This is a genomic window from Mycolicibacterium lacusdiani, from assembly GCF_021916785.1.
In the GTDB taxonomy this organism is placed as follows: Bacteria; Actinomycetota; Actinomycetes; order Mycobacteriales; family Mycobacteriaceae; genus Mycobacterium; species Mycobacterium lacusdiani.
Genome location: NZ_JAKCFC010000003.1, coordinates 717,588 through 729,865, shown reverse-complemented (window position 1 = coordinate 729,865; position 12,278 = coordinate 717,588). Strand labels below are relative to the sequence as shown.

Below are 12,278 nucleotides of genomic sequence, written 5' to 3'. Positions count from 1 at the left end.
ACCTTGACGACGTTGAGTAAGGCGACAAGCATTTTTCCAAGCTTAGGAAGGGAGGTGTCGTGGACTCGTTCAACCCGACCACGAAGACCCAGGCGGCGCTGACCTCGGCGTTGCAGGCGGCGACCGCCGCAGGCAACCCGGAGATTCGGCCCGTCCATTTGTTGATGGCGTTGCTGACGCAGAACGACGGCATCGCCGGGCCCCTGCTCGAGGCGGTCGGAGTCGAACCCGCGACGGTCCGCGCCGAGGTGCAGCGCCTCATCGACCGGTTGCCCAGCGCGAGCGGCGCCAACTCGACGCCACAGTTGTCTCGCGAGTCGCTGGCCGCGGTTACCGCCGCGCAGCACCTCGCCACCGAGATGGACGACGAGTACGTATCGACCGAGCACCTGCTGGTCGGCCTCGCCACCGGTGACAGCGACGTCGCCAAGGTCCTCACCGGCCACGGCGCATCACCCCAGGCGCTACGCGAGGCGTTCACCAAGGTGCGCGGCAGCGCGCGCGTCACCAGCCCCGATCCCGAGGGCACCTACCAGGCGCTGGAGAAGTACTCCACCGACCTGACCGCGCGTGCCCGCGAGGGCAAGCTCGACCCGGTCATCGGGCGCGACAACGAGATTCGTCGCGTCGTCCAGGTACTGAGCCGCCGCACGAAGAACAACCCGGTGCTGATCGGCGAGCCCGGCGTCGGCAAGACGGCGATCGTCGAGGGCCTCGCCCAGCGCATCATCGCCGGCGACGTGCCGGAGAGCCTGCGCGACAAGACCGTGGTCTCGCTCGACATGGGGTCGATGGTGGCCGGCGCGAAGTACCGCGGTGAGTTCGAGGAGCGGCTCAAGGCCGTCCTCGACGACATCAAGAACTCGGCCGGTCAGGTCATCACGTTCATCGACGAGCTGCACACCATCGTGGGCGCCGGTGCGACCGGCGAGGGCGCGATGGACGCGGGCAACATGATCAAGCCCATGCTGGCGCGCGGTGAACTGAGGATGGTCGGCGCGACCACGCTCGAGGAGTACCGCAAGTACATCGAGAAGGACGCCGCCCTGGAGCGCCGCTTCCAGCAGGTGCTGGTCGGCGAACCGTCGGTCGAGGACACCGTCGGCATCCTGCGCGGGCTCAAGGACCGCTACGAGGTGCACCACGGCGTCCGGATCACCGACTCCGCGCTCGTCGCGGCCGCCACGCTGTCGGACCGCTACATCACCTCCCGCTTCCTGCCGGACAAGGCCATCGACCTCGTCGACGAGGCCGGTTCCCGGCTGCGCATGGAGATCGACTCCCGCCCCGTCGAGATCGACGAGGTCGAGCGTCTGGTCCGTCGACTCGAGATCGAGGAGATGGCACTGGCCAAGGAGGAGGACGCCGCGTCGAAGGAACGGCTGGAGAAGCTGCGCGCCGAACTCGCCGACAAGAAGGAGCAACTCTCCGAGCTGACCACCCGGTGGCAGAACGAGAAGAGCGCCATCGACGTCGTCCGCGACCTCAAGGAACAGCTCGACCAGCTGCGCGGTGAATCCGAGCGGGCCGAACGCGACGGCGATCTGGCCAAGGCCGCCGAGCTGCGGTACGGCCGGATCCCCGAGGTCGAGAAGAAGCTCGACGCCGCGCTGCCGCAGGCCCAGGCGCAGGAGAACGTCATGCTCAAGGAGGAGGTCGGCCCCGACGACATCGCCGAGGTGGTGGAGGCGTGGACCGGCATCCCGGCCGGGCGGCTCCTCGAAGGCGAGAGCGCCAAGCTGCTGCGCATGGAGGACGAGCTGGGCAAGCGCGTCATCGGCCAGCGCAAGGCCGTGGCCGCGGTCTCCGACGCGGTGCGACGGAGCCGGGCCGGCGTCGCCGACCCCAACCGTCCGACGGGCTCGTTCCTGTTCCTCGGTCCCACCGGTGTCGGCAAGACCGAGCTGGCGAAGGCGCTCGCGGACTTCCTGTTCGACGACGAGCGCGCGATGGTCCGCATCGACATGAGCGAGTACGGCGAGAAGCACTCCGTCGCACGGCTGGTCGGTGCCCCTCCCGGCTACGTCGGCTACGACCAGGGCGGCCAGCTCACCGAGCTGGTGCGCAGGCGGCCGTACTCGGTGGTGCTGTTCGACGAGGTCGAGAAGGCCCACCCGGACGTGTTCGACGTGCTTCTGCAGGTCCTCGACGAGGGCAGGCTGACCGACGGTCAGGGCCGCACGGTCGACTTCCGCAACACCATCCTCATCCTGACCTCGAACCTGGGGTCGGGCGGCAACGAGGAACAGGTGATGGCCGCGGTGCGTGGCGCGTTCAAGCCGGAGTTCATCAACCGCCTCGACGACGTGCTGATCTTCGACGGGCTCAACCCCGAGGAACTGGTCCGCATCGTCGACATCCAGCTGGATCAGCTGCAGAAGCGGCTGGCGCAGCGCCGGTTGACCCTGCAGGTGTCGCTACCCGCCAAGAAGTGGCTCGGCGAGCGCGGTTTCGACCCGCTCTACGGCGCCCGCCCGCTCCGCAGGCTGGTGCAGCAGGCCATCGGCGACCAGCTGGCCAGGATGCTGCTGGCCGGCGAGGTGCACGACGGCGACCTCGTGCCGGTCAACCTGAGCCCGGACGGTGAACACCTGATCCTGGGCTAAGTTCTCCCGCCGAGCAGACACAAAATCCCCTCATTCCGCGCGAATGAGGGGATTTTGCGTCTGCTGGCGGTTAGAACGCGGTGCTGGGCACGTCGGTCTCGTCACCGAGCAGCGCCTCGACGATGCGCGCCGCGACGGCGTCGGGATCGAGTCCCTCGGGCAGCTTCGGCGGGTCGCCGGCGATCGCCCGGCCGGCCAGCCCCGTCTCGGTGTGCGGCGGGCGGACGTCGACGACGCGGACCTTGCGTCGCCGCGCCTCGGTGCGCACGGCGGTGAGCAGCGCGGCAGCCGCGGCCTTCACCGCGGAGTAGACGGCCATGTTGGGCATGGGCTTCTCCGCCACGACCGCGCTGACGTTGAGGATCACGCCGCCCCGCTCCAGCACCGGCAGCGCCGCGCGGATGATCCGCACGGGCGCGAGGAAGTCGACGAGCACCAGGTCGTCGACGGTGTCGTCGTCGATGTCGGTCACCGCGCCGAAGGCCACGACACCGGCCGCGATCACCACGCCGTCGAGGTGCCCGTGCTGCTCGACGGCGGCGGCGACCAGCGACTGCGGCACATCCGGCGCACGCAGATCGGCCGCGATGACGTGCGCTCCGTCGATGCCCAGCCCGGTCAGCGTGTCGTCGCTGCGACCGGTCAGGGTGAGCGCGGCGCCGCTGCTCGCCAGCGACCGGGCCACCCGGGAGCCGAGCGCGCCGCTGGCCCCGACGACGAGGTAGGCCTTTCCAGACAGGTCGGTCACGACTGTCAGTATCCGTGCGCGCAGGCCCGCCGCCGCCGAAGTGGCCGTGACGGGGTTGTGACCTGTTCGAGTTCTGGCATCGGCGGCCCAAGCAAGTAGGCTGGGGGCAATGGTTCCCCTCTGGTTCACGCTGTCCGCACTCTGCTTCGTGGGTGCGGCCGTGTTGCTGTACGTCGACATCGACCGTCGGCGCGGGCTGGGCCGTCGGCGCAAGTCCTGGGCCAAGTCGCACGGCTTCGACTTCGAAGAGGAGTCCGGCGACATCGTCAAGCGCTGGAAGCGCGGCGTGATGTCCACCGTCGGCGACGTGCCCGCCAAGAACGTGGTACTCGGCCAGATCCGCGGCGAGGCCGTGTTCATCTTCGACCTCGAGGACGTGGCGACGGTCATCGCGCTGCACCGCAAGGTCGGTACGAACGTCGTCGTCGACGTCCGGCTCAAGGACATCAAGGAACCCCGCGAGAGCGACATGTGGCTGCTCGGCGCGATCGGCCCGCGGATGGTCTACTCGACCAACCTCGACGCCGCCCGCCGCGCCTGCGACCGCCGCATGGTCACGTTCGCCCACGCCGCGCCCGACTGCGCCGAGATCATGTGGAACGAGCAGAACTGGACGCTCGTCGCCATGCCGGTCGGCAGCACCCGCGCCCAGTGGGACGAGGGTCTGCTGACCGTCCGCCAGTTCAACGACCTGCTCCGCGTGCTCCCGCCGGTTCCCCAGCCGGGCCAGGGCGCCGTGGCCGGCCAGGCCCAGACCGCCCGCCGCGGCGGTGCCGCCCCCGGACGGCCGTTCGCCCCGTCGCATCCCGCCGAACTGCCGCCCGGCCGGGGCGATGCTCCCGCCGGTCGCGTCGACGTCGCCCGCTTCACCCAGCAGCGCCCGCCTGCCCGCAACGGCAGGCAGTCGGCGAACTATCACCGCTAGGTCGGATCACCGAACCTGACCTGATCGAGCACTGGGTACCGTGTCGGGCATGTCACGTCCCGTCGCACTGATCACCGGTCCCACCGCCGGGCTGGGCGCAGGCTTCGCCCGCCGGTACGCCACCGACGGTCACGACCTGGTCCTCGTCGCCCGTGACGTCGAACGCCTCGAGCGACTCGCCGCAGAACTGCGCGACGAGGCAGGCGCCCGCGTCGAGGTGCTGCCCGCCGACCTCGCCGTCGCGGACGACCGCGCCAAGGTCGCCGACCGGCTGGCCGCGGGCGTCGACGTCCTGATCAACAACGCGGGCTTCGGCACCTCCGGCGAATTCTGGACCGCCGACCTGACCGCACTGCAATCCCAGCTCGACGTCAACGTCACGGCGGTCATGCACCTGACGCACGCCGCGCTGCCGCCGATGCTTGCCAAGGGCAGCGGCACCGTCGTCAACGTCGCCAGCGTCGCCGGTCTGCTGCCAGGCCGCGGCTCGACGTACTCGGCGTCGAAGGCGTGGGTCATCTCGTTCTCCGAGGGCCTGGCCAACGGCCTCGGCGGCACCGGCGTTGGCGTGCACGCGCTGTGCCCCGGCTTCGTGCGCACCGAGTTCCACGAGCGGGCGGGCATCGACATGGCGGGCACCCCGAGCTTCCTCTGGCTCGAGGTCGACGACGTCGTGCGCGACACCCTCGCAGGCGTCGCCAAGGGTGAGGTGGTGATCGTGCCCGGTCTGCAGTACAAGGCGCTCACCACCGGCGGACGGATGATCCCGCGCAGCCTGGTGCGCTCCCTGACCAAGGTGGTGGGCCGCGGCCGTGGGCGGACCTGAGTGGTGAGGGCACTCGCACTGTCGATGGCCTGCGTGCTGGCCCTCGTGCTGTCGGGCTGCTCCGGCGATGCCGACCAACCCGCGCCCTACGGCGCGACCACCGCGGAGATCGGTGAATCGCAGGCGATCCTGGGCTGGAACCTGTCGGTGACGAACCTGCGCTTCGACGGCGACCACGTACTCGTCGACGTCGACGCCGCACCCTCGGATCCCGCCGCGCCGCGGACCAAGCCCGAGGCCATCCGGTTCGGGCTCTACGGGGCGCTGGCCCACCCGATCGAGGCCAACGCGGTTGGTGGCTGCGCCGACATCACCAACCTCGACATCCGGCCCGCGACCGCGACGCCCGACACGATCACCGGAACCGTCTGCCTCGGGCCACTGCGCGACCAGAGCCAGGTGCGCGGCGTCTACGCGTATTCGCCGCAGGACCGCATCGCGGGCACCACCGTCGCCTACCCGGCCGCGTTCCCCGTGGGTCTGACGCCGACCAACGAGAACGACACCGGCCTGCGCCTGCAGTCATCGAGCGCCGACGGCTTCCGCGCCGACGGCGCCATGATCGACCCGACTGCGCTCGGTGATCCTGCGGCGTTCCAGGGCAAGGGATACATGCTGCTTGGCCTCCAGATCGACGGTCTCGCAGCGCGATACCGCGACGAGTCGCTCGCTCGCGGCGGACCGCTGATGGTCGTCGTGGCACCGACGCTGCCCGCACCCGGGCTGTCGCACGCGTGCGACGTGTACGGGTCGTCGGTGCTGGTGCTACCCGACGCCGCGCTCGACGCCGTCGCCGTGCGTGCGTCGCTGTGCACCCAGGGCGAGATCAACGCCGCGCTGCTCTTCCCGACGGTGTCGGTGATCGGGACCCACGCCGCGCTCTGGACCCAACCACGTGACTGAACCGGGCCCGACCGAGTGGGGCGCCGCACCAGGCGTCGGGCCCTGGGTGGGTGACGTCCCCGAAGACCCGCGTTTCGATCCAAAGTTGCTGCGCGAGGGCGACACTCGTAACGTCGTCGACGCCTACCGGTATTGGACGCGCGAGGCGATCGTCGCCGACATCGACCGACGCAGGCACCCGCTGCACGTCGCCATCGAGAACTTCGGCAACGACGCGAACATCGGCGCGGTAGTGCGGACCGCCAACGCCTTCGCGGTGCACACCGTGCACATCGTCGGCCGCCGCCGGTGGAACCGGCGCGGGGCGATGGTCACCGATCGCTATCAGCGTCTCGAGCACCACGACACCACTGCCGCGCTGCTCGACTTCGCCGCCGCAGCAGGGCTGACGGTGATCGCCGTCGACAACGTGCCCGGTGCCGTGCCGCTGGAGCACACGACCTTGCCGCGGGAGTGCCTGATGGTCTTCGGGCAGGAGGGGCCGGGCATCACCGACGACACGCGGACGGGTGCGGCGAAGACGGTGTCGATCGCCCAGTTCGGCTCGACCCGCAGCATGAACGCTGCCGTCGCCGCAGGCATCGCGATGCACGCCTGGATCGCGCAACACGCCGACCTCGGCCAGGCCTGGTAGGGCAGGATCGACGTATGGATCAGCTCTGGGCCAACCGCGCCGAAAGCGCCGAAGCCGCCATCACCAAGCGCCACCTGCGCAAGCTGTGGGGGCTGCCGGGAACCCAGCTGGGCGTGGTCGCCTGGCCCGGCGAACGCAAGCACTCGAGGTTCGGCACCTGGCACTACTGGTGGCAGGCGCACCTGCTCGACTGCCTGGTCGACGCCCAGGTGCGCGACCCGCAGCCGGAGCGTCTGCAGCGCATGGAGCGCCAGATCCGCGGCCAACGGCTGCGCAACAACCTGCGCTGGACCAACGATTACTACGACGACATGGCTTGGCTCGCACTGGCTCTGGAGCGGGCAGGCAGGCTGACCGGAGTCGAGCGGCCGAAGGCACTGGCGACGCTGGCCGACCAGTTCCTGAACTCCTGGGTGCCCGAGGACGGCGGCGGCATCCCGTGGCGCAAGCAGGATCAGTTCTTCAACGCCCCCGCCAACGGCCCCGCGGGCATCTTCCTCGCCCGCTATGACGACCGGCTGCGCCGCGCCCAGCAGATGGCCGACTGGATCGACGAGACGCTGATCGACCCCGACACGCACCTGGTGTTCGACGGGATCAAGGGCGGCTCGCTGGTGCGCGCGCAGTACACGTACTGCCAGGGCGTCGTGCTGGGACTGGAGACCGAGCTGGCCGCGCGCACCGACGACGAGCACCACGCGCAGCGGGTGGGCAGGCTGGTCCGGGCGGTGCGCGACCACATGGCGCCCGACGGGGTGCTCAAGGGCGCGGGCGGCGGCGACGGTGGCCTGTTCCACGGCGTCACGGCGCGCTACCTGGCGCTGGTCGCCACGACGCTGCCCGACAACGATCCCGCCGACGCAGAGACGCGCACGATCGCGCGCGACCTGGTCCTCGCCTCGGCGCGGTCGGCGTGGGAGTACCGCCAGACCGTCGACGGGCTGCCGCTGTTCGGCGCGTTCTGGGACCGCAACGCCGAGGTGCCGACGGCGGCAGGCAAGGACGCGGAGTTCGTCGAGGGCGCCGTGAACGCGTCGGAGATCCCCGAGCGCGACCTGTCGGTGCAGCTGTCCGGCTGGATGCTGATGGAGGCTGCGCATACGCTCAGCGACGAACGCGAGCCCCACGGTCCCACTGGCCCTGACGTTCCCGATCCCGTACAGGAGGAAGAGGCGTAGATGACGCTCGCCGACGAGCTGACCGGAAGCTGGACCCCCGACGAGGACACGATCGCCCGTGCCAACCTGACCCGCTTCATGGCGTGGCTCGGGGAGACCGGTCGCGGCGAGTTCACCGACTACCAGGACCTGTGGGCGGCGTCGGTGCGCGACGTCGCCTGGTTCTGGGAGGCGGTGTGGCACTTCTACGACGTCCGCTCGACGCAGCGTCCCGATTCCGTGCTCGTCGACTCCGACATGCCTGGGGCGCAATGGTTTCCGGGCGTGACGCTGAACTACGCCACCGAGGTCTTCCGGCACGAGACCGCTGACCGGCCCGCCATGGTCGTGGCCGGCGAGGACGGTTCGACCGAATGGTCGTGGGAGCGGCTGCGCAGCGAGACGGCGTCGTTCGCGAACTACCTGCGCCGGGTCGGCGTCGTGCCGGGGGACCGCGTCGTCGGCTACCTGCCGAACGTCGGCGAGGCCGTCGTCGCGTTCCTCGGCGCCGCAACCGTCGGTGCCACCTGGGCGGTGTGCAACCAGGACGTCTCACCCGCGGGCGTCGTCGCCAGGCTGGCTCAGCTCGAACCGACCGTGCTCGTGGCCAGCGACGGGTCGGTCTACAACGGCAAGCACGTCGATCGCAGCGCCGAACTCGCGACGATCCGCTCGCAGCTGCCGACGCTGCGGGCAACGGTGCTGGTGCCGCGGTTGGGCACGACGCCGCCGGAGGACACCGTTCCATGGTCGGCGGTCCTCGAGGCCGACGCGCCACTGGAGATCACGCAGGTGCCATTCGGTCATCCGCTGTGGGTGCTGTTCTCCTCGGGCACCACCGGCACGCCGAAGGGCATCGTGCACGGGCACGGCGGCGTGGTGCTCGAACACCTCAAGTACCTGGGTCTGCACCTCGACATGACGCCGGAGGACCGCTTCTTCTGGCAGTCGTCGACCAGCTGGATGATGTGGAACCTGCTGGTGGGCGGCCTGTTGGTGGGCTCGACAATCGTGCTCTACGACGGCAGCCCGACCTTCCAGCGCACCGACTACCTGTGGCAGGTCGCCGCCGAGAGCGGTACGACCGTCCTTGGCGCGGGCGCTGGGTATTGGCTGGCGTGCGCCAAGGAGGACCTCCGGCCCGGTCAGGCGTACGACCTCACGGCACTGCGCGCGGTGGGATCCACCGGGTCGCCGTTGCCCGCGTCGGGCTACCGCTGGATCCAGGAGGGCATCGGACGCCCGGTCCCAGTGGTGTCGGCCAGTGGCGGCACCGACGTCGTCACCGCGTTCATCGGCGGGAGCCCGCTGGTACCGATCCGGGCAGGCGAACTCAACGTGCTCTGCCTCGGCGCGGCCATCGAGGCATGGGGCGACGGCGGCAAGTCGGTCACCGAGGAGGCCGGTGAACTGGTGATCACGGCTCCCATGCCGTCGATGCCGGTGTTCTTCTGGAACGACGACGACGGCGAGAAGTACCGCAAGGCCTACTTCGACAAGTACCCGGGCACTTGGTGCCACGGCGACTGGATCACGATCACCGACCGCAAGTCCGTTGTGGTGCATGGCCGTTCGGATGCCACGCTGAACCGGATGGGCGTCCGGATGGGCAGTGCCGAGATCTACAACGCCGTCGAGGGGCTCCCCGAGGTGCGCGACTGCCTGGTGGTGGGATGCGAACTCGACGACGGCGGCTACTGGATGCCGCTGTTCGTCGCGCTCGCCGACGGCGTCGAGTACGACGACGAGCTGCGGGGCAGGATCGTCACCGCGATAAAGACGGGCGCGTCACCCCGGCACGTGCCCGACGAGGTCATCGTCGTACCCGGCATCCCGCGGACGATGACGGGCAAGCGGCTCGAGATACCGATCAAGCGAATCCTGCAGGGCGCGAAGCCGTCCGACGTGCTGACCCCGAGCGCCGTGGACCGGCCCGACCTGCTGGACGTGTTCGCCGACCACGCCCGAGCGTGACCGAGCAGGCCCCATCCCGGCCCAGCCGGTTCGGACGCGACCCCACCGCGGCCCGCAGCGGCGAGAACTCCGCTGCAGCGCTGCTGCTGGTGTTCACGGTGCTCGCGGTGGTCTGGGCGAACTCGCCGTGGGCGCACACCTACGCCGGCTTCTGGGATACCCACGTCGGGCTGACGTTCGGCAGCATGCACGCCGAACTCACGGTCAAGCACCTGGTGAACGACGCCCTGATGACGTTCTTCTTCTTCATCGTCGGCCTGGAGGTCAAGAGCCAGTTCACGATCGGCGAGCTGACCGACCGGTCGCGCGCGGCAGTGCCGGTGCTCGCGGCGATCGCCGGGCTGATCCTGCCCGCCGTGGTGTTCCTGGTGCTCAACCCCAGCGGTGAGGACGCCAGGGCGTGGGGCGTGGTCATCTCGACGGACACGGCGTTCCTGGTCGGCGCGCTGGCCATCATCGGGCCGAAATACCCTGCGCGACTGCGCACCTTCCTGCTCACGCTGGCCGTGGTCGACGACGTCGGTGCGCTGATCGTGATCGCGCTGTTCTACTCGGACGAGATTCGGGTCTGGCCGCTGGTGGCCGCCGTCGTACTCCTCGGCGCCCTCACCGCGGTCCGGCTGCTGCCGCGCGGCCGCGGCCCGGCGTACTTCGTGCTGGCCGTGGGTCTGTGGCTGTCGCTGTTCGCCGGCGGCGTGCACCCGACGCTCGCCGGCGTGGCCGTGGCGCTGTTGATCCCGGTGTTCACCCCCGACCGCGGACGGGTCGAGGAAGCCGCGGAGGTCATCCGGGCGTTCCGGCAGTCGCCGAACTCGGAGTACGCCAGGGCGGCGACGCGGAGCCTGCGCGACTCGATCTCGATCAACGAGCGGTTGCAGACCGACTTCGGACCGTACGTGTCCTACCTCGTCCTGCCGCTCTTCGCGCTCGCCAATGCCGGTGTGCACTTGGACGGCAACACGATCTCCGAGGCGATGCGCTCACCCCTGACGTGGGGTGTGATCGCCGGTCTGGTGGTCGGCAAGTTCGTCGGGATCACCGCGGCGACCGCTGCCGTGCGCGCATCCGGCGTCGGAGCGCTGGCGCCTGGGCTGACGCTGCGCCGCATCGCCGGTGGTGCGGCGCTGTCCGGTATAGGGTTCACCATCTCGCTGTTCATCGTCGACATCGCGATCACCGACCCGGTGAAGCAGGATCAGGCCCGCGTCGGCGTGCTGGCCGCCTCGGTGCTGGCGTTCGCGCTCGGCTGGGTGACGTTCCGGGTCACCGATCGGCTGAGCCCGCCGGTAGCCGTGGGCGCCAAGCTCCTTCGCGACGTCGATCCCGCGCGGGACCATTTGCGCGGCAACCCGGACGCGCCGCTGACACTGGTCGAGTACGGCGACTTCGAGTGCCCGTTCTGCAGCCGCGCCACCGGATCGATCGACGAGGTGCGCGAGTACTTTGGCGACCGCCTGCGGTACGTGTGGCGCCACCTCCCGCTGGAGCGGGTGCATCCACGGTCGATGGACGCCGCCCGGGCGAGTGAGGCGGCGGCCATGCAGGGCCACTTCTTCGACATGGCCATCCGGATGTTCGAGTTCCAGGACTACCTGGAGTGGGAGCACATCTACCGCTACGCCGACGGAGTCGGTTGCGACATCGCCAGATTCGATGAGGACCTGCACGGCTCGAAGGTGCTGCACCGCGTGCTCGACGACGCGCAGGACGCCGAGTTGATGGACCTGAACTCCACGCCGACGTTCTTCGTCAACGGCAGGCGGCACAAGGGTCCGTTCGACGCGGCCAGCCTCATCCGGGCGCTTGAGGAGACGAGCCCCGAGTCGACTAGCTCCGAGAGTGCTGCAGGTAGGTGACGATCGCACCGGTCAGGCCCCGCCGGGCCAGGTCCAGGTCGTAGTACGAACCCAGTTGGCGTTCGGAGACCAGGCCGCGCATGGCGCCCGGGATGAACGACGCGACCTCGCGCACCCGTTCCGGGTCGACGTCGACGTCGGCGAACGCGGTCTGGCATGCCTCGATCCAGCTGCGGCCCCACGACTGCAGCTCGGCAGAGGTCCGTGGGTAGACCCGCTCGAGTTCCGCGCCGTCGCGGGGGAGGGCGGCCCGCAACGTCTCGATGGCGCGTGAGTCGGGTGCCGACAGCCCGTCGAACAGCACGTCGATGATCGCGGCGACGCGCTCGCTCAGCGGCGCCTCGGGCGCCGCCGTCGAGGTGAGTGCCCGGGCGAAGTGCGCGGGTTCGAGCTGGCCGCGACGTTCCGCGGTGCGCTGCAGCACTGCGGCCCAAAGCCCGTCGATGTCGCCGAACTGGTACTTCACCGCGCCCCACGTGGCGCCGGCGTCCTTGGCGATCCGGTTGGCCGACGCTGCGGCGACGTCGCCGGTGGCCAGAGCGCGCAGCGCCGCATCGAGCATCGCGTCGCGGGTCGCCTGGCCGCGGCGGTTGGTGCGGCGTGGCGCGGTCGTAGGCGTCATCGGTTCGGCCACTTGACGAATCATAGA

At 70.0% G+C, this 12,278-nt stretch carries 10 protein-coding genes; 8 read left to right on the top strand and 2 right to left on the bottom strand.

What is annotated here, in order from left to right; all coding sequences use genetic code 11:
* The first annotated feature begins 59 nt into the window (after positions 1 to 59).
* Positions 60 to 2,606, top strand: coding sequence for an ATP-dependent chaperone ClpB (gene clpB, locus LOK44_RS13270; protein ID WP_237570452.1), 2,547 nt, complete (start codon positions 60 to 62; stop codon positions 2,604 to 2,606).
* Between the two features lie 70 nt (positions 2,607 to 2,676).
* Here clpB and LOK44_RS13265 read toward each other — a convergent pair whose 3' ends face one another.
* Positions 2,677 to 3,354 carry an SDR family NAD(P)-dependent oxidoreductase gene (locus LOK44_RS13265; RefSeq protein WP_237570451.1) on the bottom strand — a complete coding sequence of 226 codons (678 nt, stop codon included), beginning with the start codon at positions 3,352 to 3,354 and terminating at the stop codon, positions 2,677 to 2,679.
* A 109-nt stretch (positions 3,355 to 3,463) separates the two neighbouring features.
* Here LOK44_RS13265 and ttfA point away from each other — a divergent pair, with 109 nt between their 5' ends.
* The 7 genes from ttfA to nhaA are packed head-to-tail and all read left to right on the top strand — an operon-like array spanning position 3,464 to position 11,629.
* Positions 3,464 to 4,279, top strand: coding sequence for a trehalose monomycolate transport factor TtfA (gene ttfA, locus LOK44_RS13260; protein ID WP_237570450.1), 816 nt, complete (start codon positions 3,464 to 3,466; stop codon positions 4,277 to 4,279).
* Positions 4,280 to 4,328: 49 nt separating this feature from the next.
* Complete coding sequence (locus LOK44_RS13255; RefSeq protein ID WP_237570448.1) at positions 4,329 to 5,105, top strand: SDR family NAD(P)-dependent oxidoreductase; 777 nt, start codon at positions 4,329 to 4,331, stop codon at positions 5,103 to 5,105.
* 3 nt (positions 5,106 to 5,108) lie between these two features.
* A complete protein-coding gene (locus LOK44_RS13250; protein WP_237570446.1) occupies positions 5,109 to 6,008 on the top strand; it encodes a hypothetical protein in 900 nt (299 codons plus the stop codon).
* Complete coding sequence (locus LOK44_RS13245) at positions 6,001 to 6,642, top strand: TrmH family RNA methyltransferase (protein ID WP_237570445.1); 642 nt, start codon at positions 6,001 to 6,003, stop codon at positions 6,640 to 6,642. Before LOK44_RS13250 ends, LOK44_RS13245 begins: the two co-directional genes overlap by 8 nt.
* A gap of 14 nt (positions 6,643 to 6,656) precedes the next feature.
* Positions 6,657 to 7,820 (top strand): glycoside hydrolase family 76 protein, encoded by a 1,164-nt coding sequence (locus LOK44_RS13240; RefSeq protein WP_237570444.1) that lies wholly within the window; start codon positions 6,657 to 6,659, stop codon positions 7,818 to 7,820.
* Positions 7,821 to 9,773: an acetoacetate--CoA ligase gene (locus LOK44_RS13235; RefSeq protein ID WP_237570442.1), complete on the top strand. Its 1,953-nt coding sequence runs from the start codon at positions 7,821 to 7,823 to the stop codon at positions 9,771 to 9,773.
* Positions 9,770 to 11,629, top strand: coding sequence for a Na+/H+ antiporter NhaA (gene nhaA, locus LOK44_RS13230; protein WP_237570441.1), 1,860 nt, complete (start codon positions 9,770 to 9,772; stop codon positions 11,627 to 11,629). The genes LOK44_RS13235 and nhaA overlap by 4 nt, the downstream gene beginning before the upstream one ends.
* Here nhaA and LOK44_RS13225 read toward each other — a convergent pair.
* The gene (locus tag LOK44_RS13225) at positions 11,601 to 12,275 is read right to left on the bottom strand and encodes a TetR/AcrR family transcriptional regulator (RefSeq protein ID WP_372481236.1); all 675 of its coding nucleotides are present in this window, start codon (positions 12,273 to 12,275) and stop codon (positions 11,601 to 11,603) included. The genes nhaA and LOK44_RS13225 overlap by 29 nt on opposite strands.
* Between the last annotated feature and the right edge of the window lie 3 nt (positions 12,276 to 12,278).